The sequence below is a fragment of the Endozoicomonas sp. ALD068 genome, assembly GCF_049310145.1.
GTDB lineage: Bacteria > Pseudomonadota > Gammaproteobacteria > Pseudomonadales > Endozoicomonadaceae > Endozoicomonas_A.
Map to the genome: position 1 here is coordinate 1,587,345 of NZ_JBLYNU010000004.1, position 24,701 is coordinate 1,612,045.

A 24,701-nucleotide genomic window follows, 5' to 3' on the forward strand; every position below is an offset into this window, starting at 1 on the left:
TCCGGTTACTGATAGCTGGCTGCACCACGAATATTTTCGTGGCTGTCATGAAGAGGTAGTGTCGTTTGTTTCACCTCAGGTTGAAGAGCCTGTTTGTCTTTACCTGATTGCAGGATCGCCCGGATATTCTTGAGTCGGTAACCTTTGATTTTCCGGGCATGGGCGCAAGCATTGTTTAACCGGTCAGCTCCGTAATCCCGTTTGAGGTTCAATAACCCCAGGCAAGACCGATAAGCCTGCTCCGGATGCTCACGACTGTTCAACAGATACTGAGTTATCCAGTGAACATCGGGGCCCAGCTGTTTTGCCCACTCCAGCAGTCGTTCCGGTGTCCACTCCTGGTGCTTGCTATGTCGTTCAGGCATATGGCCTGATTGAGTGGTAAAACCGGTTGTGAACTTACGGGGGTGACAGGCCACAACTTCACCTTTGCAGAAGACAGTGACCGTATGTTCTGTTGCCTGAACTTCCACCTCTTTCTTGACCAGCTGATGAGGCACTGAGTAGTAATGGCCTTTACAGTGAATGTGATAGTCAATGTTCACCCTGGCTTTGCTGAACTCAGCGTACTCAAAGGCCTGTTTGGGCAAAGGTCGCAAAGCGGGTTCATCCAGTTGCTCAAAGGTACTTCGTCGTGTACCTGGCAGTTTTTGAAAGGGCTTAAGGTTGAGTTCAGTCAATAGCTCCCGTATACGACTGTTCAGTTCTGCCAGGGTAAAGAAGGTCTCATGACGAAGTCTGGCCAGTATCCAGCGTTCAACCAACTGCACACCCACTTCGGCTTTCGCCTTGTCCTTGGGCTTGTAGGGCCGAGCTGGAATGACCGCCACCTGGTAGTGGTTGGCCAGGTGTTGGTAAGCCGGGTTCAGGTCCGGTTCATAACGGCAAGCCTTACTGACACCGCTCCTGAGGTTGTCTGGTACCACGACAGCTGGAATACCTCCAAAGAACTCAAAGGCCCGAACATGAGACCCCAGCCAGTCTTCGGACTTCTGGGACAGGGTGGCTTCTGCGTAGGTGTAGTTAGAGGCTCCCATCACCGCTACGAAAATCTGGGCGTTATGGGCGATCTCACCGGTCTTTGGATTAACGACAGGGACCGTAAGACCGGCGTAGTCTACAAACAGTTTTTCACCCGCCTTGTGATGCTGTCGCATGGAACGTTTCTGGCAGCCCAGCCACTGGTTGTAGCGGTGACAAAACTGCGAATAGCTGTAGGCATTGAGAGTGCTCTCTTGGCAGTACTCCTCCCAGAGTGTTTGCTTGGTCACCTCCTTGCGCTTGAGTGACTGGTGAATAACGCCCCAGTCCGGGTCGACCAGACCCTGGCGGCTCGACAGTGGGGTCTCAGGGAACAGTGTCTGCACCAAAGTAGCCTCAGAGCAGTCCGAGGGCAGAGGCCAGCTCAGTGGCGACCGTTCAAAGGCCTGAACGTAGTTGGACACAGTGCCAACACTGACCCGCGTGCTGCGAGCTATTTGCCGGATACTGAGTCGGTACTCAAAGCGCATCCGGAGTATTTCTTGAAGTTTTCGCATGGAAATCCTGTTATCTGGCATGGCTGCTGTCCTTTCTGTTTAGAAAGGTCAGCGGCTAAAGTTCATGGAAATCAATGCGTAAGAGATAATCTACCGAAAGAAGAGTTTTCAGATTCTGGAGGCTTGAACACGGATTCTGGGCAGTTGAACAGCGATTCTGGAAATCGCCAAAAAGTGTTCAAGAGTTAACAGAATGGGTGTTCAAGCGCCGCCAGAATCGGTGTTCAAGAGTTAGCAGAATGAGTGTTCAAGCGATGCCAGAATATGCAGCTAATAAGCCAGAATGGAAAAATACAAATTAACCGCGAATCTGAAGATCAGTACTCGCTAATAACAGTAACCGCAGGTTTACGGCTTTGTTTTTGGGTTTTTCTAAAGGCTCGTTAGCTGTTCTCTCCACATCTCAAAATACGACATAATTGAGACAAACTAGAAATATTGAGTTAGAATATCTCAATATCACACTTTTTTGAGATATATTATGTTCAAGGCACCACCACCTGAAGGCCTAAATCCAAATGTATTTGAGGAAATCTCCCAATATAGTCCAGAGAAATTTGGAGATTATCTTAGTTATTACAAGCCCTTAGATGGAAAAGGTCGCTATTTACCCTTTGATGAATTCCGATATCGAGTAAAGAAAGGCTTAGATGTAGCTATTGCATGGTCCTTAACAAAACTGTCTAGAAACAGCCAGTATGTAAACTTGCTGCCTGTAGGTGAACCAACCGGACTATGTAGCCTAATACTTACGCCATCGATTCAAAAAACGATCTCACACACTGATCGGAACGCAACTACAGCTGCACTAGAGTGGATGAGTAGCAAAATTGGGGAAGAGCAACATTTTGAATATCTTCTAAATGATCTCATTGAAGATGAAGCAATTAGTAGTAGCCAGTTGGAAGGGGCAGCTACAACGACTCTTGTAGCAAAAGACATGCTCAAGAGAAAGAGAAAACCAAGAACATCAGATGAAAAAATGATTCTTGGAAACTATAAAATGATGAGATTTGCATGGGACAATAGAGATGAGCCTCTGACTATTGATTTGATATGTGACATGCACAGGATTGGTGTCAGTGACATTGATGATGATAAATATACGCCAGGTGTATTTAGACAAACTGATGATGTTGTCGTTGTAGATAGTGATGGTGAAACCGTCCATACACCGCCTTCTCATAAAGGGATAAAGAAACGGTTTAAACTTTTATGCGACTGGATAAATCAATGTCATGATGATGAGGATAGCTCAGACTACCTCCATCCACTAGTCAAGGCAATTTCATTGCACTTTTCGATTGGTTTTGAGCATCCATTTCGAGATGGAAACGGAAGAGTTGCCCGATCATTATTTTATTGGTTCATGTTCAAAAATGATTATGCAGCATTCAGATATATTGCAATAAGTGTTTTACTAAGAGCTGCTCCTGTAAAATATGGAATGTCATATTTATATACTGAGACGGATGATATGGACTTAACATATTTTATCGAATATCAGTGTGGAATTATTCATAAAGCAATAAATAATTTCAAAGAAGCATATAAAAAAGCATTAGATGATATTGAAAGTTTCAATCAATGGATTTGGTCTTCAGGACTTTATAAAAAGCTATCAGAAAAACAGAGGGTTGTGTTTCAGGTGGCAAAGAGTGGTACAGCAAGTGTCTTCACAGCATCTAGTGTAAGAGACAATCTTGGTTGCTCGTATAATACTGCTTCAACTGTACTAAACGGACTAGTTGATCTAAATATTTTTGAAAAAAAGAAACACGGTAGAGAGTGGCTTTTCTACATGATGGATAAAAATTCTATTCAGAAAAAATGGAGAACGCAGCTAACAAAAAAAACCAGGTGACACCTACGGCATACCAGATTTTAGTGTGTGTGCCGAGCATGGCACTTAACTTGAGAGGTGAAGTCCTCTTACCAGGTATTCGCTGCCAAAGGTTAGCGAAAGGGCAAGGGCGTTGTCGCGAGGCAGGGTCTGCGCGACCCGACCTGCGCGACCCGATCTGCGCGACCCGATCTGAACAAAGCTCAACGCAAAATCGCGGGACGACGAACAGCAACCCAATATGAGATGTGACGTATTCGCGGCCAGTGGGCACGTGATCATTAACCGCTCCATCTGCAATCTTTTGTTCATTTTTGATGGGCGGTTACTGGGAAATCTATACTTCGATCTTTCATGGGCATTACAACAATGATGAAACCGGTCGTTTAGCCTACGATCCAACCATGCTTTTAAAGGTGGTGTTGTTCGCCTATTCCCGATCCTCTCGCTCCATTTCATCCAATGTTTCCTGAAGCCAGCGTTTAGAACGATCATTAATATCTTCCTCGGAGAGAGCCGAATCTGTCTTCCTGATAGAATTACCAATAATTGTAATTGCTTCTTGCTCTGGTTGAGGACGTAATTCTGAAGGTACTCTGTTCCTATGGAGAGACTCGATGTGTTCTGTTAATAACAAATCTTCATTTGTGACTACAAGACAGTCACCAGGTTGTGCAAAAATTTTATACGTAACTGCTAGAAGTAATAGAACTATACCTTTAGTAATCATTTCAATATTCAGCTTTAAATAGTACGTTTTGTTCGGACAGTATAGGCATAATAGCTGTTAGCAGGCAGATGTATGATAGTTTTTCCGCTTTGTCAGTAGTTAAGTAATGTACCAAAAAAAGTGCCGACAATCAGTTCGATCAAAACCTGTTCGGAGTATTTTTTAGCGGTAGATGCCTGCTGGTTTTGAGCCAGTCTCCAATGATTCTTTAGTGTAATCTTGTGTCTGTCAGCGTTGGTTCCCAGTTTTTATAAGTACTTGGTCTGGTGCTCTATTACACTTTAGAGTAGTGTCATTATTGGTGTTGCCTGAAGGGTGTTAACTCCGTTTTGAATGACCTTCACCCACTGATTTGAGATGACCCGCTTTCTGTCGTGTTTTTGAGCTCGACTTAACAGTTAAGTTCAGGATCATTCTTTATCCGATTATATATTTCGGTTGAGCCATTCAAAAGTGCAGTCTGTATGCTCCATAAATTAATGACCTTTATAGGTCGGCATTGATTTTAAATCAGGAAAGATGAGTTCGAATATTTAATAAGAGGGATGTAGAGATAGCAGTTGTGCTTATCTTATTTTTCTAACGGTTTCTCAGGTTTCATCCGGATACCCATACTCTGAGCAATAAAGATGGATATAATCTGAAATAGCCTCTATTTGTTCGTAATTTTCAAAAAAAGGGTTGGTCAGAACCTGTGACACATAAAGCTGAACGACTGGGTAAAGCTCAATGCAATCTTGAATTAAACGAGCTAAGTAAACGTTGTTGAACCAAACTAGCTCAAGAAATACTAGAATCGCCTGCTCCACAGTTGCTCCTTTTTTTACTTATTAAGTTTTATGTAGCTAAAGGATTTACGAATTTATTTTTTATAATGCAACAATAGCATAAAGAGTTTAAAGAGCAATGGCACCTTTAGGGATGAATGCAACCAGCCACTAATAAAAATCAAAATCAGTATGCCGGTTTCTTAAATCGTTAGCTTTTAGTTCAGGGACTAACTTTTCTGGCAAGCACATTTTTCGCCAAAATCCTTTGTGGCTTTAGTTTGATTTTGTCCAAATTTAGACAAACTCTAAGCCTTTGGCACATGGTTTTAATTTTAACTCTTTTCTTTGCTCAGTAGTGAATGGCCATATGGTTAATGGAGAAAGAAATTTCACCATTTCTGCATGATAGCTTTCACTCTTGCCGCTGCCTTGTGGGGGAATTTGTTCACATTCGCCATGTAATGGGCTTTCCCCATCTTGGAGTGCCAGGGAACTCCGCCAGCAAACTTGTGTGGTACGGATCACCGCAAACAGTCTACATGTGTCCTTGCTGTCTCTGCATACCACCTGATAAGCCGTTAAGGTGTTGGCAATATTCTTCAGAATAACGAGGCACGATACCTGCCTACTGCCTACTGCCTACTGCCTACTGCCTACTGCCTACTGCCTACTGCCTACTGCCTACTGTTGACTTCTGGACATGGCCTGATCGATGTGACACTACATCACCCGCCCGAGGTGAATAAAAACATGCAAGGCAGGGTAAAAAAATGTCCGGAAAATCCTTGCCACATCAAGTTTTTCAGACAGGCACTGAATAGATGGGAATAAATAAAGCATTTTCAAATTTAAGGTCTATTGTTATGCCTCGTTGATAAGATCTTTAGGCAAATCCAATCATGAAAACAGTAAAACTTCTGACTATGATTCGCTTGTTTATGTTATTCATTCTGGCTGTGACTTTTCCTCTTGTTGGTCACAGTGCTGCTTTTTCCAACCTGTTGAGCTGGACAGCTTGGATGAGTTCCTCCAAAGCCATTGAAAAAAGGAGTGAGACATTGGAGGGGATTAGCAAACTGTCGTTTATAGGGCACAGTCCGCCGCTTCATCTCACTTATGATAGCAAGTCAAATGTCGAGATCGATAAAACAATTTCTGAACTGGATAATAATCAGCTTTATATCATTTTGAATGGCCTACCAAATGACTGGTTTGTTTTTTGTTTCAGGACACCTCCAGTATTCTCGTCGGAGAATATTCCTTCTCCTCCGGTAATTACAAAGTCTTTAACGGATAAGGGTTTGCCCGATATACAAGACGTGAGATTGAGACTGTTGGCATCGACACCAGGTACTGGTCGCTGGCAGTATGAGTACACGGCCCGATGGCGTTTGCCCGCAGGTAATCACTCGCTGGTTCTGGCCGTTGAAAATAATGGTAATGAATGGCTTATAGAACCGGAATGTAGTGGTATTCTTTCAGAACTCACCCGTTCTCCGTCGCCTTTGAGAAGCAATACTTTCGATGGCAAAAAAGCATCATTTGTTGATATTTTTTATCGTAATAAACAGGCTGTAAGAAATGAGCCTGTCAGTTCTGACGACAATAGCCGTACCAGTGGGCCTTTAGCAATATCTGCAGCACCTGATACTATCGATAACAGCGAATCATTCACAAGGTCTGGTGGTGGCGGTTTTGGTGGTGATGATTTAGACGATTTATTCAAGAAAAGGCCGGGAAATGGGTTAACGCCTCTTTACTCTTTTGAATGGATGAGTGACCTGGTCAGCAGAATAATCCTTGTACCTGTCCCTGACGCTGATGGCGAAACCGTAAAAAAACAGATTTGGGATACCCGGATTCTTCTCAAAATCAAACAGGGTTGGAATGAGCAGGCGATTATTATTTCGCAGGAACTCTGGCGTAAAATAAAGGGTGCAAATTTTGAAAGGAGTACGGGACTTTTTCTGGCATTGTCCAGAAATCCCGATAATCCGGAAGTTGCATTCGATCACTACCTGAGCAGTAACCCGGCACAACCCTTACAGGCAGAAGACTATCGTCGCTATACGCAGCAAGATTTTATTTTAAGTCCCAAACAATTACTTAGTGTGTCTGTTTTTCCGGGCCATTGCCCCACTGGGATCGGTTGCTCTGGAGGAACCGGTCAGGTTGAAAAGGAGATGGCAGACCTTGGCGCGAAACCTCCCGGCTATAGCCAATCTCAAAGAGACGATGATCGGCACCATCAAGGAAGCCAAGGTAGAAGAGGGAGTGGGGGAGATGATGGATCCGGTAGATCACCAATCAGTGGACTATGCAAAAATTGCAATAAGCCTGTTGTTGCCTTCAATAAATGCCGTGAATGCCTGAATCGTGAATCTAATTTATTTGAGCAGGTAGCTAATAAAGAGCTCTCCTCTTCAACAGATCAAAATAGCGAAATGCCACTGTCTGAAGCAAAAGATTTTAATGCTTTAGCAATTGATGTATTTCAGTGGTTTCAAACTTTGAGATCAAATGAAAAGGAGGCAATACATTATTTTCACCATAATGACTACTATAATCTACCAGAGCTTTATAAGCTTTTATCTCATCGCTTTTATTTAGACAAGAATAATCTAAGTAAATTTCATTCAAAATGGGTTGAATTTACAAAAGGAAATCTGGCACTTTACTCCCTTATTTCAGAAGTCGGTGAATTGGCTAAATCCCAGGGAGTCGATGATTATGTTGAGGTGATGAGAATTATACAAGCGCTCGCATTAAAAAGGGAGGTATATGAGAACGAAATTTCTTTAACACTATTCAGAAGCAAATTGATAAACTATCTAGCGAGCAATAATCTTTTGGTATCTGATGAATCGGATCAAATTTCTTATTCAAGATTGCATTGCCATAAGAAAGCAGAATTGATTAATTTTATTTATCAGTTATTTAAATTGACTGTTCCCTTGGTAAAAGAAGAAACTGTACCATTGGGATATGAAGTAATGGTAATGTTAAATAGCTTTGCCAGAGAGATTTATGCTGAGTTTTTTTTTGGTCTTCCGGATGTTGATGATGACGGTTTATTCGACGTTATTATGTGGGGTTATGCAAATCACAATCAATATTCTTTTCTAACTCCAAACAACAGGGATAATTTTCTTGAGGTTAACAGTCATCAATCACTTCAAAATCTGGCATTGTTTGTTTCTGCTGATGGATCATCAAATGCTGAAGAAGTTAGCACTATGTTTACGGCTTTGGCTATTGTAAAATCAATGTTTTCAGAACGTTTGACAAAAGTTTTTCCGGAGCATGCTCTTTTAATAAAAGGTATTCCCTATAAGCAACTTGATTTTTTAAGGACTTTTACTTCTAAAGCCAGAGAGCAGCTTTTTGAAGTGCTAAAACTTAGTGGGGAAGAAAAAAAAGATGAATTCATACGTAGTATGCTTTTGATCTTTGGTATGGTTCCAAAAGAACTATCTGATGAATTGTCTAAAGAATCGGATTCCGAACTTTATCCATTATCGCAAGTTGCTTCTCACGCAGTAGCACATCCTCAGCATCTGTCATCAAAAATAAGAATACCGCAGTCTGTAAGTTTGGACTTTGCTTTACCACAAGGGGTACTCCAGAATATTGGATTTAAGCTGGACGAAGATTGGGAAAATTTTGCCAAAAGCTCTTTCCTTAGTAATGCTGATGTAAGAAAGATTGATGCTGATAACGAGAGAGTTGAAGATAAGGCAATGGCAATGCTAGAACTATGGCAACAATTGAAAGTCCGAATTACCTTTGTAGATTTACTGATTGTTCTTGAAAACATCGGACGAGATGATCTTGTAGACGATATAATGGAACTTTATGCTCTTTGAAATCATTAACTTTTTTATCGAAAGTCGTCTCAATTCAGTGATTTTGGAGCATTTTATGGCAGCGGTAAAACAACAGTGGGCATCAACAGTCGGGACAGCCAATTTTGGTATTTTCATGTAACCATGTGATCTGTTTCTGAGGTGTTTCATAAAATTTAGTGCACCGCGAAAAACCACGTCCCATGGACGTGGTCATGAATTGTTGGCTCTGCCTGCAATGAACGGAGCTACCCATGCTACAGCGAGGCATAAGGCTCATGCCCATTGATTTTGGCAGTTTTGGGACAGAGTGACGCGGTCGTTTATAGTAGCCCGACTGTGCAATTCAATAGTGTTTCTGAGAAATATCAGAATAGGTGAGAATAAATGCCGGTCACAGTGCCACCCATATCAAATGGAGTTCAGGACTTTTTCTGACATTGTCCAGAAATCCCGATAATCCGGAAGCTGCATTTGAACAGTACCTGAGCAGTAACCCGGCACAACCTTTACAAGCAGAAGACTATCCTCATTATGCAAAACAAGAATTCATTTTAAGTCCTAAACAATTACTTAGTGTGTCTTTTTTCCCAGGCTTCGTTCCCAACGGGACGAGCCACTCCGGGGGAAGCAGTCAGGCTCAAAAGCAAATGACAAACCTTAGTGAAACCCCACCCGCCGACACCCAATTTAAAAAAGACTATGGTCGTCAAAATCGGGGCAGCCGTGATGGTGGAGGGAGTGGGGGAGACGATGGTTCAGGTGGATCACCAAACAGTGGGTTATGTCAAGTTTGTAAAAAACCGGTACCAGCTTTCAATAACTGCAAAGAATGTCTGGATCGTGAACCCAGTGTAGCTGAGCAGGAACTGACTAAAGAACTGCCTTCTGTAATAAGACAAGATAGAAAAACAGCTGTATCAGGAACAAAAAATGCTGACACATCAGCAATCCATGTATTTCAATGGTTCAGAACTTTAAAATTAAAGGATAGGCAGAGAGGAAATTGCTTTCACGAAAATGATTGCTATAAACTTCCACAACTTTATAATCTTTTAACTCAAAGTTTTATGTCAGATAAAAATACGCTTAGTAAGTTTCATTCGCATTGGGCTAGGTTCTTAAATTACAGTATGTCGATTTACGAGCTTATTTCAGAAGTCGGTAGATTGGCAAAATTAAAGGGAATTGAAGATTATGTTGAGGTAACAAGGGCAGTTAAAGTACTTGCTTTTTATAGGGATGAGTTTGAGAACGAAACTAGTTTTAATAAATTCGGAAACGACTTGCTGAACTGCCTAACGAGTAATAATATTATTGCCTCTGATGACTAAGAACAAGTTTTTTATTCAGGGCTGGATCGACAAAAGAAAGTAGCGTTAATTAAATTTCTTTATTGTAGCAGAACAGGAACTCCTGAATATTGGTTCTAAACTTGACATCGATTGGCAAAAATTTGCAAAAAATACGGGTGTTCTCAGTGACGATCAACTAAGAAGTATTAATGTTGATAACGCTAGATTTGATGATAAAGTAAAGGCAATGATGGAAAAATGGAAACGAATGAAAGGCTGGATTACCTTCAATGACTTACTGGATGTTCTTGCAGAAATCGAACGATATGATCTTATAACCGAACTAATAGATCGTTATCATCTTTAACACTATAGACTTTATACCTGGTTCCTGAGAGAAGTAAAATGGGTATCCCTATATTTGACTAATCGACTTGATATAATAATCTTTTCCTGCTTCCGATTTTTACCGCTTTATCAGGAAATCCCATTACTCGAACTCGTAGCAGCCTATTTTAACTGATTCAGCTACTGCCTGAGCGCTCAACCAACAACACCTACCCCGCAAGGCTTGGGTGGGGTTTATTAAAAATTCTGGTTTGATCTTCATTGGCAACAGGTGTTCCACATTCACGTCTTTTTCCGGGGCCGACAGAGTTGTCAACATAGTGACAGAAGAGTGATGCGACGTTTATAGTAACTTGGCTGCGAATTTTAAAGGTTTTTTCGATAGATATCAGAACAGGTGAGAAAAAATAAAACAACTTCAAATTTAAGGTCTATTGTTATCCCTGCTTAATAAAATTTGTAGGCAAACCCAATTATGAAAACGGCAAGGCTTCTCGCTATGACACGCCTGTTTCTTTTATTCATCCTGTCTGTCATTTTACCATTTGCTGGTCACAGTTTTGCTTATAGTAACCTGGTGCGCTGGCCAGATTGGGGGAGTTCTTCCAAAGACATTGTGAAGCGGGGCGAGGTATCAGGGATAATTAACAAACTGTCGTTTATCGGGAGCAATCCGCCCCTTCTTCTTACTTATCATCGCAAGATGCTTGAAGAGAGCGGTCAAACAGTTTCTGAACTGGAGAACAATCAGCTTTATATTATCCTCGATAGCCAACCGGGCGACCTGTTTAATTTTTGTTTCAGGACGCCCCCCGCATCTTCGACTGGAAATTTTCCCTCCCCTCCTGTAATTAAGAAGACTGTATCTCATCAGGGTATGACGGATATACAAAATGGAAGAATGAGACGGGTCGAATCGGCACCAGACAGTGGTTTCCGGCAGCATGAGTACTCGGCCAGATGGCGTTTACCGGCAGGTAATCAGTCTTTGGTTCTGGCCATTGAAGACAATGATAATGGGTGGGTTATAGAACCGGAATGTAGCGGTATTTTTTCAGAAAGCGCTGCTTTTAAGTCGTCATCGGGCAGCAGCACATTCGATAGCAAAAAAGCATCATTTGTCGATATTTTTTACCTTAATAAACAGGCTGTAAAACATGGGCCTGATATTCCTGAAGGCAGCAGCCGTTTCAGTGGGCCTTTTGCGATACCCGGAGCCTCTGATACTGCTGATAACAGCGAGCCATACATAAGCTCTGGCGGTGGTAGTTTTGGTGGTGGCGATAATTTAGACGATTTATTCAAGAAAAAGCCAGGAAATGGGATGGCTCCTCTTTACTCTTTCGAAGTAACGAGTGAGCCATTCAGTAGAATGATCCTGATGCCTGTTCCTGGCGCAGTCGGCCAGACCGCAAAAAAACAGATTTGGGATAACCGGATTGTGCTCAAAATCAAGCAGGGTTGGAATGAGCAGGCGATCATTATTTCGCAGGAACTTTGGAATAAGATAAGGGGGGCAAATCTTGAAAGGAGTTCAGGGCTTTTTCTGGCGTTGTCCAGAAATCCTGATAATCCTGAAGCTGCATTTTATCATTACCTGAGCAGTCACCCAGCACAGCCTTTGCAGGCAGAAGACTATCGTCGTTATGCACAGCAAGAGTTCATTTTAAGTCCCAAACAATTACGCAGCGTGACCGTTTTTCCGGGTACTGTTCCTACAGGGATAGGCCATTCTGGAGGAACCGGAACCAGTCAGGCTGAAAATCAAAAGGGTGACGTTAATAGGACTCCGCCTACCAATACGCAGTTTCAAAGTGGCGATGGTCATCAAGATCAAGGCAGCAGAGGTGGAAGTGGGAGTGGAGGAGACGATGGGTCAGATGGATCACCAGACAGTGGGTTATGCCAAAATTGTAATAAACCGGTACTGGCTTTCGATAAATGCAAAGAATGTCTGGATCGTGAATCCAGTGTACTTGAGCAGGATCCGATTGAAGAACTGCTTCCTGCAATAAGACAATATGAGGGAAAGCCTGTGTCAGGAGCCAGTGTTGTTGAGCTGGTATCGACTGGAGAACTGCTTCCTGCAATAAGTCAAAATAGGGAAGTACCTGTATCAGGAACAAAAGATGCTGATACTTCAGCAATCCAGGTATTTGAATGGTTCAAAATGTTGGAATCAAATGAAAGTCAGAGAGAAGATTGTTTTCGCATTAATGATTACTATAAGTTCCCAGAGCTTTATAGACTTTTAACTCAAAGTTTTATGTCAGATAAAAATACGCTACGTAAATTTCATTCGAAATGGGTTGAGTTTTTAAATGGCAGTCTATCTCTTTATCACCTTATTTCAGATGTGGGGGAATTGGCAAAATCTCAGGGAATTGAAGATTATGTTGAAGTGGCAAAAATTGTTAAAGCACTTGCTGTTTACAGGGATGACTTTGAGAACGAAATCGGTTTGAAACAATTCAGAAACGAATTGCTGAACTACTTAACGAGAAATGATTTTTTCGCTTCTGATGACCCAGGTAAAGTTTTTTATCCAGGATTAGGTCGCCAGGAAAAAGCAGAGTTAATTAATAATATTTATCAGATATTTGAAAAAACGAGTCGACCTCTACAGAGTGAAAGATTTCCATCGAGATTTACAACAATATCAATGTTAAATAAATTTGCCAGAGATGTTTATGCTAAGTATGGTTTTGGTCTTCCGGATCTGGAAATGGAATATGAGGACACACCAGGAATTCTTATGTGGGGCTGTGGGAGTAGTGGTGAATATTCTTTTATTACTCCATATAACAAAGATTTTATAAGTGGAATCATTAGTCAATCACTTCATATGCTGGCATTAGGAGTTACTGCCAATGAATATTTGGATTTTGGTGCTGTTGAAGCTATGATTACCGCCTTTGTTCTTATAGGATCAATGCACGGACAACGTTTAAATGATATGTTCCCTGAATATGCCAGTTTTACGAAAGATTTACCCAGTGAGCAACTTGAGCTTTTAAGCGCTTTTAGCATTAAAGCCCATGAAGCGCTTGTTAAGGTTCTGGAACAGGCTGGATCAGAAAAAAAAGACAAATTTATACGTAGTATGTTTATGATCTTTGGTATGGTTCCTGAGAAGCTATCGGATGAGCTGTTAGATGAATCATTGGATCCCGAACCTGTTCCGTTAACGCAAGCCGCTGCACATGCAGACGCATATCCACAGGATCATGAATCAGAAATAAGCGCGCTACAGCCTCTAACCTTGAATTCTGATACAGCGGAAATCCTGGATGTGTGTTCCAGACTCGATATCGATTGTTCCTCATTTGTCAAAAAAAGCACACCACAGTCTGTAACTTTGGACTCTACCGTAGCCAAGAGGAACTCTTGAATATTGGTTTTAAAATAGATATTGATTGGCAAAAATTTGCCAGAAATACCGGTGTTCTTAATGAAAAACATATAATAGAGATTGATAAAGCTAACGTTGGGTTTGATGATAAGGCAGGGGCAATGATGGAAAAATGGAAAAGCATGAAATTTCGGATTACCTTCAATGACTTGCTGGATGTTTTTGCACTAATCGGACGATTTGATCTTATAACCGAGGTAGTAGATCGTTATCATTTGTGAAATTGTTGACTTTTTATCCGGCTGGCTCCCCAAGAGAACTAAAATGGCTATCCCTGTATTTGGCTAATCGACCGGATATAATAATCTTCTCCTGCTTCCGATTTTTACTGCTGTAGCAGGAGATCCCATTACTCGAACCCGCAGCAGCCTGATTTGACTGATTCAGGTACTGCCTGAGCTGTCAAGCAACAACATTGATTTTGTTAGTTTAGGGGCAAAGTGATGGCGACGTTTAATAGTAGTTTGGCTGCTAATTTTAAAGGTTTTTTCGAGAAATATCAGAAAAGATGGGAATAGATAAAACAACTTCAAATTTAGGGTCTATTGTTATCCCTCCTCAATAAAATTTGTAGGCAAAACTCATTATGAAAACGGCAAGGATTTTCGCTATGACTCGCTTGTTTCTGTTGTTCATTCTGTCTTTTATTTTGCCACTTGCAGGTCACAGTTCTGCTTATACCAGCCTGTTGACTTGGCCAGATTGGGGGAGTTCTCCCAAAGACACTGAGAAGTGGGGTGAGGCATCAGGAGAGATTAACAAACTGTCGTTTATAGGGAGCAATCCGCCCCTCCTTCTTACTTATGATCGCAAGACGCTTGAAGAGAGCGGTAAAACAGTTTCTGAACTGGAGAAAAATCAGCTTTACATCATCCTCGATAGCCAACCGGGTGACCTGTTTAATTTTTGTTTCAGGACGCCTCCTGCATTATCGACAGGAAATTTTCCCTCCCCTCCTGTCATTAAAAAACCTCTAACGGGTCAGGGTATGATGGATATACAAAATGGGAGAATGAGACGGGTCGAATCGGCACAAGACAGTGGTTTCCGGCAGCATGAGTACTCGGCCAGATGGCGTTTACCGGCAGGTAATCAGTCTTTGGTTCTGGCCATCGAAGACAATGGTAATGGATGGGTTATTGAACCGGAATGTAGCGGTATTCTTTCAGAAAACGCTGCTTTAAAGTCGTCATCGGGCAGCAACGCATCTGATAGCAAAAAAGCATCATTTGTCGATATTTTTTACCGTAATAAACAACCTGTACAAAATGGGCCTGGTAAGCCTGATGGCAGCAGCCGTTTCAGTGGGCCTTTTGCAATACCCGGAACCTCTGAGACTGCGGATAACAGCGAGCCTTACATAAGCTCTGGTGGTGGCGGTTTTGGTGGTGGCGATGATTTAGGTGATTTATTCAAGAAAAAGCCAGGAAATGGGATGGCTCCCCTTTACTCTTTTGAATTAACGAGTCAGCCGGTCAGTAGAATGATCCTGGTGCCTGTCGCCGGCGGGCAGACCGTAAAAAAACAAATTTGGGATACCCGGATTGTGCTCAAAATCAAACGTGGTTGGAATGAGCAGGTGATAATTATTTCGCAGGAACTTTGGAATAAGATAAGGGGTGCAAATCTTGAAAGGAGTTCAGGGCTTTTTCTGGCATTGTCCAAAAATCCCGATAATCCGGAAGTTGCATTTGAGCATTTCCTGAGCAGTCAACCGGCACAGCCGTTACAAACGGAAGACTATCGTCGTTATGCACAGCACGAGTTTATTTTAAGTCCCAAACAATTACGCAGCGTGACCGTTTTTCCGGGCCATGTCCCCACCGGGATCAGCCGCTCCGGGGGAAGCAGTGAGGCTGAAAAACAAATGGCCGACCTTAGTGAAACCCCACCTGCCAATACCCGGTTTAAACAAGACAATGGTCGTGAAAGTCAAGGTAGCCGAGGTGGAAATGGGAGTGGGGGCGACGATGGGTCAGGTGGATCTTCAAACAATGGGTTATGCCAAAATTGTAATAAACCGGTATTAGCTTTCAATAAATGTAAAGAATGTCTGGATCGTGAGTCTTGTGTACTTGAGCAGGAACCGGCTAAAAAACGGCTTCCTTTAGTAGGAAGAGTTAGGAAAATACGAGCGTCAGGAATCAAAGTGGTAGAACAGGAGGCGACTGAAGAACAGCCTCTTGCCACTAGACAAGATAGAGAAATACCGGTGTCAGGAACAAAAGATGCTGATACTTCAGCACTCGAGGTATTCCAATGGTTCAAAAATTTGAAATTAAATGAAAGGCGCAGAGCAAATCTTTTTCACACTAATGATCACTATATTTTCCCAGAAATTTATAACCTTTTAACTCATAGTTTTTTTTCAGACAAAAAAACTCTTAGTGATTTTCATTCGAAATGGATTCGTTTTGTAAAGAACAACTTGTCACTTTATGATCTTATTTCAGATGTTGGTGAGTTGGCAACATCGCAGGGAGTCGAAGAGCATCTCGAGGTGACGAGAATTATTATAGCGCTTGCATTATATAGAAATGTATATATAGACGAAGTTGCGCTGGTGCGATTCAAAAACGAATTGCTGAACAGCCTGGTGGATAATAATCTTTTGATATCTGATGACTCAGACCAAGTTTTTTATTCAGGGTTAGTTCGCGAAAAGAAAGTGGTGCTAATTAATTCTATTTATCAGCTTTTTAAAAAGACGGGGCGTCTACTACAAGAAGAAACTGTTCCGTCGGGATTTAAAACAATAGAAATGTTAAATAAATTAGCCAGAGATGTTTATGCTAAGTATATTTTTGGTTTTCCGGTTATTGATGGCCGAGGGTTTGACATTATTATGTGGGGCTATCCGAGCCAAGGTCAATATTCTTTTATTACTCCATCTAACAAAAATAATTTGCTTGAAATGCCTGATCATCAAACACTTCAGGGACTAGCATTAAATGTTTCTGGCGATGGATCATCAAAATGTGAAGATGTTAGGGGTATGTTTACTGCTTTAGTTCTTATAAGATCAATGTTATCGTATCGTTTAAGTGCTATATTTCCTGAACATAGTCTTTTGGCTGAAGAGCTACCCAGTAAAGAACTTGAGCTTTTGATAGATTTTACCCTTAAAGCCAGAGAAAAGCTTGTTGAGGCATTGGAGCTTAGTGAGCCAGAAGAAAGAGACGAATTCATTCGTAGTATGTTTTTGATCTTTGGTATGGTACCCAAAGAATTATCTGATCTATTGTCTTGGGAAGTTAATCACGAATTTTTTCCGTTAACACAAGCCGCTGAGTATGTATCGAAACATCCGCGGTATCATCCATTTAAAACAGGCACTCCACAGGCGGTAATTATGAAAGCTCCTTTACCACTGGGAGAATTGCTGAATATTGGTCTTAAACTAGGCAAAGATTGGAAGAATTTTGCCAGACAAACGGGTGTTTTTAGTAATCACAACCTAAGGAGTATTGATGATGATATCGATGAAGATGATGGAAAGGCAATGGAAATGCTGGAACGATGGAAAAAAAGGAAAGTTGGACTTACCTTTAAAGACTTACTGCTTGTTCTTGAAAAAATAAAACGAAATGATCTTAAGCGCGAAGTAATGGATCGTTATGGTCTTTGAAACTATTGGCTTTTCAGCTTGTTCCCATGCTTTTTGGCTCTGTAGCTCGTAGCGTGGGAACGAGTTGTTGTAGTTTTGTGACAGTCTTCAGAACACGGGGTTAAACGGCATATCTGATAAAGAATCTGAATGTTTTTGTCAGGATTTCTTGCGAAGATGTTAGTAAGAATATTGAACAAATATCAAAACTGAGACTCTAAAATAGTCTGAGATGTAAGAGTTAGAGGGTTCTACATTGTACTCAAACATAAATATGGAGGCTAGTGGCTCCTTTGCTGCTACAAATAATTGTCCAAATAACCAGGCAAAAGAGCCGGTAACGTATCAGGGTCATACCCTAGTCAGTGTGGAGCCTGTAGTCGGCTCTGATTTACCAGGGGTGAGTGCCTGTCAGCAAACCTCCATCAGGTTAAGAAAATACACCGCTTATGATCATCCTTTAAGTCATGTCTTTAAACATATTCAAGATGTTATTTCAAAAAAATATGGAATCACTGTTGGAATCAATAAAGACAGGCTTGTTTATGATTTAACTAAAAAAATCAATGAAGAACAGGATCGGCTTTTAGAATTTGGTGAATATCATTATTTAATCACAAGTGCCTTCAATGGTACGGATATCCCTGATTTAATCAGAGCTGAAAGGCTAATTCCTATTGTTCTGAAAGGTGATAGTAAAAGTCAATTCATTTTAGAGTTTAAGTGTTTTCCTGGGGCCTACGTGCATACTCTTTATGGAGAAGAGACGCCACTTAAAACACTATCTATTATGCCCTTTTATAATCCTGAAGCATTAAACGATGTTGATAGTTCTATGTTAAGGCTGGATATGTTTGATGTGGGGTTCATAGATGGCTCGCCACGATACATTTTTACTACAGGCATTTGCCCCTGCATTTGTGTTGCTTTTTTTGATAAATCTCTAAATAAGGTGCTACTTTGTCACTTTGCTGGTACAGATTTTTTATCTGAAAAACTATCAGAAATTTTTGATTTTTGCGATCAGCAGAAAATGAAAAGCCTTGAATGCCATATTGTTGGTGGAGAATGTGAGTTTCTAGGTCAGAAATACGGTTTTTTAGATTTAATTGACTTTATATCCGCAAAAGGTGTTCCCATAAAACAGATGTTTGTTGGTGATAGTAAAGACCGTCCAAAATCGGTAGTTATAGACACCAGGGATATGAGTTTGTATGGGCTTCCTTTTAGTGATCTTGCTTTTCCTGCAAGCAGCCAAGACATGTATGTATCGAAAAAGAAACTTAGGCGTATAGCAAAGATGCCTCTCATAACGAAGAATCATAGCCTTTCATTATTAACGGCTGGTCTGGATGCCTGATTTAAACTGAAACGAGTGGAAAGGGCAGCCTTCGTGACACAGTATGTTCAAAGACTGGAGGATATTGTCGGCCTTTCTTGCAATGTTGTTAGTAATAAAAGTGAACGATTCTCGAAATAAAGTCTCTAAAATAACTGAGTGATTTAAGATTGAGGAATTATATATGGACCCAAGAACAGGCTTGCATGAAAGCTGTGTGTTTGCTTCCATAGATCACACTTCAAACAACCAAATTAAAGAGCAGGGAAATAATAAGGGGCATACTGTTTTGAGTGTTATGCCTCTGGTTTCGTCTGGTTCCTATGGGATGAGTGCCTGTCAGCAAACTCCTATCAGTTTAAGAAAATACACCGCTTATGATCATCCTGGGAAACAAGTCTTTAAACACATACAAGATGTTTTTTTAGAAAAAACCGGAATCCCTGTTGTCGTCAATAAAGGAAGGCTTGCTTTTGATTTAACTGAAAAAATCATTGATGATCAGGGTGGCTTTTTTACATGCTTAGGGTGTCATGCTAAATTAGGACATCTATTTGATGGCACAGATATCCCTGATTTAATTAGATCTGAAAGACTAATTCCTGTTGTTCAGAAAGGTGATAGTGAAAATCAAATGCTTTTAGAGTTTAAGCATTTTCCTACTGCCTATGTCCATACTCTATATGGAGAAGAGACGACTCTTAAAACACTACCAATTGCACCTTTTTATAATTCTCAAGCTTTAAATGACGTTAATACTTCGATGCTGAGGGTAGATGCGTTTGAAGTGGGGTTTAGCGATGGCTCACCACGATACATTTTTACTACAGGTCTTTACCCCTGCATTTGTATCGCTTTTTTTGATAAATCTCAAAATAAAGTGGTACTTTGTCACTTTGGTGGAACAAGTATTTCACCCAAAAATCTATCAGAGATCTTTGATTTTTGTGATGAGCAAAAAATGAAAAGCCTTGAGTGTCACATTGTAGGCGGTCAATATAATTATCTAGGTCAGAAAAACGGTTTTTTAACTTTGATAGATTATATATCTTCAAAAGACATACCCATAAACCAGATGTTTGTAGGAGATACCAAAGATCGCCCAAAATCTATAGTCATAGATACCAGAGACATGAGCTTGTATAAGCTTCCTTTTTGTGAACTTGATTTTCCAGTAAGCCACTATGAAATGGATTCAACAAAGGAAAAGTTCAGGCATATGGCAACGATGCGTCTCATAACAAAAAAACACAGTCTTTCATTATTGACAGCTGGTTTGGATTCCTGAAGTGAATTGAAACTGAAACAAGTCAAAAGGGCACCCTTAGTGGCACGCTAAGGATAAAAAACTGGAGGTGTAACTATGTCAGACATTGTTGCAAAGTTGTTCGTAATGAGCGTGAACGACTGCCGAAATCAAGTAGCTGAGTAGTTTAAGGAATTGTATTATGGACCCAAAAGTAGGCCTGGATGCAGACCTTGTTTTTACTTCTATAAAACACACTTCAAATAACCAGTTAAAAGAACAGGTAACACATCAGGGGTATTCTGTTGCGAGTGTCGAGCCTGTAATCTCCCATGGCGATCAGGGGATGAGGGGTTATCAACAAACACCTGTCAGTTTAAGAAAGTACTCTGCTGATGATGATCGTAGAAGTCATCTATTCAAAAAGATTCACGATATTGTTTCAGGAAAAAAAGGAATTACTGTTAGCATGAATAAAGATAGGCTTATTTTTGATTTGACTAAAAGAAATAATGTGAATCAGGACAACTATTTTAAAGATGGTGAATATCACGCTTTAATCGGAAATGCGTTCGAAGGTACAGATATCCCTGATATAATCAGAGCGGAAAGGCTGATTCCTATTGCTCGGAAAGGCTATAAGGAGAAACAATTAACTGTAGAGCTCAAGGTTGCTCCTGAGGCCTACGTTCATACTTTGTATGGTCAGGAAGTGCTACTTGAAACGAAGCCTTTTACCCCTTTTTATAATCCCCGGGCATTAAGGGATGCTGATACCTCTATGTTAAGAGTCAATATGGATGAATTGGGGTTCACAGATGGTTCGCCACGATATATATTTACCACGGCTCTCGCTCCCTGCATTTGTCTTGCTCTTTTTGACGGGTCTCAAAGTAAACTGCTACTTGGTCATTTTGGGGCTGCTGATTTTTCATATGAAAAGCTGTCAGATATTTACAAGTTTTGTGATCAACAACAAATGAGAAGCCTCGAGTGTCATATTGTCGGTGGCTGGTATCAATATTTAGGTATGGAAAACGGTTTTTTGAGCTTGATCGATTTTGTATCTTCAAAAGGTATTCCCATAAAACAGTTGTTTGTCGGTGACACCCTAGATCGTCCAATGTCCGTAGTTGTAGATACTAAGGATATGAGTCTGTACGGGCTTCCTTTCAAAAGCCTGGACTTTCCGACAAGTATTGTAGAAAGGTTCAGAGCAAAGAAAGAACTCAAGCGCTTAGCCAAATTGTTTCTCCTGACAAAAGATCATAGCCTTTCACTATACACATCTGGTTTGGATGCCTGATGCGAGTTAAAAGTGAAGTGCGAAATAAGGACATTGATACAGAGTAAAGAAGCTCCGGCCTGTTTAACGGAGCTTTTCAAACGTTGCGCGGTCAGTCGTGAAGGTGTTCCGCTGCGTAAAGTGTGTTTTCCAGCAGAGTGGCCACGGTCATCGGGCCCACACCGCCTGGTACAGGCGTGATCCAACTGGCTCTCTGCTGTGCCGTTTCGAACTCGATATCACCTACCAGTCGACCGTCGTCCATACGGTTAATGCCGATGTCGATGACTATTGCACCTTCTTTAACCCATTCACCTTTGACCAGTCCTGGTTTGCCAACGGCAACCACCAGAATCTCGGCTCCGCCTACAACCTCTTTGAGGTCGTGGGTAAAGCGATGAGCTGTTGTTGTTGTGCAGCCTGCCAACAGTAATTCCATGGTCATGGGGCGGCCAACGATGTTGGATGCGCCAACGATCACTGCATTTTTGCCGCGAATGGCTTCACCGGTACTCTCTAGCAGGGTCATAACACCTTTTGGTGTGCAGGGGCGCAGCATTGGGATGCGTTGAACCAGACGGCCAATATTATAAGGGTGGAAACCATCTACGTCTTTGTCAGGACGAATGCGTTCTAATACAGGGTCGCAGTTGATGTGCTCTGGCAGTGGCAGCTGAACCAGGATGCCATCAATGGCCGGGTCCTCATTCAGCTGGTCAATAAGGCCCAAAAGGTCTGCTTCGCTGGTAGAAGCAGGCAGGTCATGAGAAACAGAGTGAAAGCCAACACGTTCACAGTCACTTCTTTTTTTGCCTACGTACACCTGGGAGGCAGGGTCGTCACCCAGCAGAACGACAGCAAGACCCGGTACCCTGAGTCCCTGTACAATCCGTTGTTTGACGCGTTCAGCAATGGAATCTTTCAGTTTTTCGGCAATGGCCTTGCCGTCAATGATTCTAGCGGTCATGGTTCTTGGTGGATGCCTGTTAAGCGGACGAGTTGCCCATTTTATCATGGAAGTTCTTTATTGTTCATGAATTGAATAGGTCGAAGATACCTATAGCTATTAGATGGAGTTCTCCTGGAGTGCCGAGTGACCCGGGTGATTGTTTTCGGCTCAAAAAATGAACGTTTCGAGTCTGGTCAGTCTGGTACTCCTGTGTTAGATTGTTTGCCGTTGGAAGCAAGGCGGAGCTCAAGTCCGGCGACTCGTTGATGGCTCAGATGATTGAATTAAATCGACGTTGACGAGACACTCTCTTCTGGGTAATATTCGCCGCGCTGCAACGATCAGCACATTGGATTAACAGAAAGTTATCCATAACTCGGGGTATAGCGCAGTCTGGTAGCGCGCCTGCTTTGGGAGCAGGATGTCGGGAGTTCGAATCTCTCTACCCCGACCAGATTAATCACTGGTTAAAATGTTCTTAATGTTTAGACGAGTGATGACTTATGATGCGCCCGTAGCTCAGCTGGATAGAGCATCCGCCTTCTAAGCGGATGGTCGCAGGTTCGAATCCTGCCGGGCGCGCCATAATTAACTGTCTCGAAGAGTCGGTTATTGCTGGTGGGCGTAGCTCAGTTGGTAGAGCCCCGGATTGTGATTCCGGTGGTCGTGGGTTCGAACCCCATCGTCCACCCCAGTATGAAAAAAGGGTTTAAGCCCGATATTTGGTTTGTCAAGAGTTAAGCAGCATCAGTAAAGTGCTGTAAGCGGATGTGGTGGAATTGGTAGACACGCTGGATTTAGGTTCCAGTGCCGTGAGGCGTGAGAGTTCGAGTCTCTCCATCCGCACCAGTGAACGATACGGGGATAAGCTTGCTTATCCCCGTTTTTGTATTGGAGAAATAGCCTGTTTGTGCCGGGCATTCTCTCTGCAACTAGTCCGCAGTCCCAGCTCGCTGGTGAGGCGTGAGAGGGGCAGGGGTCTGTTTGTATGATCCGGGGTGCAACCTATAAGTACTTTTGCTAGTCTATGCGCCCTTGTTCCATACGTACTGCAACTCAGGTTTTATTGAGGAACGCAAATGCAAGTCTCCGTAGAAACGACTTCCGGTCTGGAGCGTCGCCTGACAATTACAATCCCAGCCGACAAGATCGATGGGGAAATCAACAAGCGACTGCAGGATCTGTCTCGTCGTGTTCGCCTGGATGGTTTCCGTCCCGGCAAAGTGCCTATGAAGGTCGTTAAGCGTCGCTATGGCCTGGGTGCACGTCAGGAAGTGCTCGGTGAGCAGATGCAACAGGCGTTTGTAGAAGCGATAACCCAGGAAAATTTGAATCCTGCAGGTGCGCCCCGTGTTGAACCCAAGAATGACGAAGAAGGCAAGGATTTTGAATTCGTAGCCATCTTCGAGGTTTATCCGGAGATTGTAGTGGGTGACTTCGCAGGTGTTGAAGTTGAGCGCCCGGTCGCTGAAGTTTGCGATGCTGATATCGATGAAATGGTAGAAACTCTGCGTGCTCAGAGCAAAACCTTTGAAGATGTAGAGCGTGCTGCTGAACTGGGTGACCAGATCGTATTTGATTACGTGGGTTCCTTTGCTTCAGGAGAGAAAGACGGTGAAGAGTTTGACGGCGGCAAGGCTGAGAATGCCACTCTGGAGCTGGGCTCTGGTCAGATGATTCCGGGCTTTGAAGACGGTCTGGTTGGTGTTTCAGTCGGTGAAGAGAAGACGCTGGAACTGACCTTCCCGGAAGACTACCACGCTGAAGAGCTGAAAGGGCAAGCCGTTAAGTTTGCCTGCAAAGTGCACCAGGTGCAGGCTGCCACTCTGCCAGAACTTGATGAGGCATTCTTTGAGCGTTTCGGCGTAGCTGGGGGTGGCGAAGAAGCTTTCCGCACTGAAGTTCGCAAGAATATGGAGCGTGAACTGCGTCAGGCTATAAAGAGCAAGGTTAAGAATCAGGTAATGGACGGTCTGCTGACTACTCACGAGATTGAGGTTCCTTCGCCACTGGTAACTCAGGAAATCGACCGCATGCGTGAACAGGCTGTTCAACGCTTTGGTGGTGCTCAGGGTGGTTTCGATCCCAGGCAGTTGCCTGCTGAACTGTTTGAAAAAGATGCCAGGAAGCGTGTAGCTCTGGGTCTGCTGATTGGTGAAATCGTCAAGCAGCGCGAAATCAAGGTTGATGACGATCGCGTTCGCGCCATGATTGAAGAAATGGCCTCTGCTTACCAGACACCACAGCAGGTTATCGACTGGTACTACAGCAACGAAGAGCAGCTCTCTGAAGTGAAGTATGTTGTTCTGGAAGAGCAGGTAGTAGATACTGTTCTGGAAGCAGCCAAGGTTTCTGATAGCGAATGCAGCTACCAGGATGCAATCAAGCCAGCTGCTCCTGCTGAAGAAGCCGAAGCTTCCGAAGAACAGCTGGCCTGATCAGGGCGTCGTCTAAGGTTTTGACGCGCGCTGCCGTATTAACGCCTTGTGTGCGT

At 42.4% G+C, this 24,701-nt stretch carries 14 protein-coding genes and 4 tRNA genes; 14 read left to right on the top strand and 4 right to left on the bottom strand.

The window, feature by feature from the left end:
* Positions 1–5: 5 nt before the first annotated feature.
* The gene (gene istA, locus ACO6V5_RS05605) at positions 6–1,559 is read right to left on the bottom strand and encodes an IS21 family transposase (protein WP_422441836.1); all 1,554 of its coding nucleotides are present in this window, start codon (positions 1,557–1,559) and stop codon (positions 6–8) included.
* Positions 1,560–2,019: 460 nt separating this feature from the next.
* Between istA and ACO6V5_RS05610 the strand changes: the two genes are divergently transcribed.
* Positions 2,020–3,402: a Fic family protein gene (locus ACO6V5_RS05610; RefSeq protein WP_422413653.1), complete on the top strand. Its 1,383-nt coding sequence runs from the start codon at positions 2,020–2,022 to the stop codon at positions 3,400–3,402.
* Positions 3,403–3,811: 409 nt separating this feature from the next.
* Here the strand turns inward: ACO6V5_RS05610 and ACO6V5_RS05615 are convergent, their stop codons facing one another.
* Both ACO6V5_RS05615 and ACO6V5_RS05620 read right to left on the bottom strand, forming a co-directional pair.
* Entirely contained in the window at positions 3,812–4,111 is a 300-nt protein-coding gene (locus ACO6V5_RS05615) for a hypothetical protein (RefSeq protein ID WP_422138093.1), read from the bottom strand.
* A 590-nt stretch (positions 4,112–4,701) separates the two neighbouring features.
* The gene (locus ACO6V5_RS05620) at positions 4,702–4,920 is read right to left on the bottom strand and encodes a hypothetical protein (RefSeq protein WP_422133938.1); all 219 of its coding nucleotides are present in this window, start codon (positions 4,918–4,920) and stop codon (positions 4,702–4,704) included.
* A gap of 860 nt (positions 4,921–5,780) precedes the next feature.
* On the opposite strand from ACO6V5_RS05620, the gene ACO6V5_RS05625 reads away from it, so the two are divergent.
* The 8 genes from ACO6V5_RS05625 (at position 5,781) to ACO6V5_RS05660 (ending at position 21,279) form a co-directional block, all read left to right on the top strand.
* Positions 5,781–8,747, top strand: a complete 2,967-nt coding sequence (locus tag ACO6V5_RS05625; RefSeq protein WP_422413651.1) for a death domain-containing protein — start codon at positions 5,781–5,783, stop codon at positions 8,745–8,747.
* Positions 8,748–9,103: 356 nt separating this feature from the next.
* Positions 9,104–10,060 carry a hypothetical protein gene (locus tag ACO6V5_RS05630; protein ID WP_422441834.1) on the top strand — a complete coding sequence of 319 codons (957 nt, stop codon included), beginning with the start codon at positions 9,104–9,106 and terminating at the stop codon, positions 10,058–10,060.
* Between the two features lie 808 nt (positions 10,061–10,868).
* Positions 10,869–13,760, top strand: coding sequence for a hypothetical protein (locus tag ACO6V5_RS05635; protein WP_422413638.1), 2,892 nt, complete (start codon positions 10,869–10,871; stop codon positions 13,758–13,760).
* Entirely contained in the window at positions 13,757–14,002 is a 246-nt protein-coding gene (locus ACO6V5_RS05640; protein WP_422413639.1) for a hypothetical protein, read from the top strand. Before ACO6V5_RS05635 ends, ACO6V5_RS05640 begins: the two co-directional genes overlap by 4 nt.
* A 389-nt stretch (positions 14,003–14,391) precedes the next feature.
* A complete protein-coding gene (locus ACO6V5_RS05645; RefSeq protein WP_422413641.1) occupies positions 14,392–17,409 on the top strand; it encodes a hypothetical protein in 3,018 nt (1,005 codons plus the stop codon).
* Positions 17,410–17,644: 235 nt separating this feature from the next.
* Complete coding sequence (locus tag ACO6V5_RS05650; RefSeq protein ID WP_422441832.1) at positions 17,645–18,748, top strand: hypothetical protein; 1,104 nt, start codon at positions 17,645–17,647, stop codon at positions 18,746–18,748.
* 163 nt (positions 18,749–18,911) lie between these two features.
* Positions 18,912–20,015, top strand: a complete 1,104-nt coding sequence (locus ACO6V5_RS05655) for a hypothetical protein (RefSeq protein ID WP_422133931.1) — start codon at positions 18,912–18,914, stop codon at positions 20,013–20,015.
* A 160-nt stretch (positions 20,016–20,175) separates the two neighbouring features.
* Positions 20,176–21,279, top strand: coding sequence for a hypothetical protein (locus tag ACO6V5_RS05660; protein ID WP_422133930.1), 1,104 nt, complete (start codon positions 20,176–20,178; stop codon positions 21,277–21,279).
* Positions 21,280–21,370: 91 nt separating this feature from the next.
* Here ACO6V5_RS05660 and folD read toward each other — a convergent pair whose 3' ends face one another.
* A complete protein-coding gene (folD, locus tag ACO6V5_RS05665) occupies positions 21,371–22,225 on the bottom strand; it encodes a bifunctional methylenetetrahydrofolate dehydrogenase/methenyltetrahydrofolate cyclohydrolase FolD (protein WP_422133929.1) in 855 nt (284 codons plus the stop codon).
* Positions 22,226–22,584: 359 nt separating this feature from the next.
* On the opposite strand from folD, the gene ACO6V5_RS05670 reads away from it, so the two are divergent.
* The 5 genes from ACO6V5_RS05670 to tig all read left to right on the top strand — a co-directional run bounded on the left by ACO6V5_RS05670 (position 22,585) and on the right by tig (position 24,645).
* Positions 22,585–22,661, top strand: a tRNA-Pro gene (locus ACO6V5_RS05670).
* Between the two features lie 54 nt (positions 22,662–22,715).
* Positions 22,716–22,792: transfer RNA gene (locus ACO6V5_RS05675), tRNA-Arg, on the top strand.
* 33 nt (positions 22,793–22,825) lie between these two features.
* A tRNA-His gene (locus tag ACO6V5_RS05680) sits at positions 22,826–22,901 on the top strand.
* Positions 22,902–22,971: 70 nt separating this feature from the next.
* Positions 22,972–23,056 (top strand) — tRNA-Leu (locus ACO6V5_RS05685).
* A 230-nt stretch (positions 23,057–23,286) separates the two neighbouring features.
* A complete protein-coding gene (gene tig / locus ACO6V5_RS05690) occupies positions 23,287–24,645 on the top strand; it encodes a trigger factor (protein ID WP_422133928.1) in 1,359 nt (452 codons plus the stop codon).
* Positions 24,646–24,701: the final 56 nt, after the last annotated feature.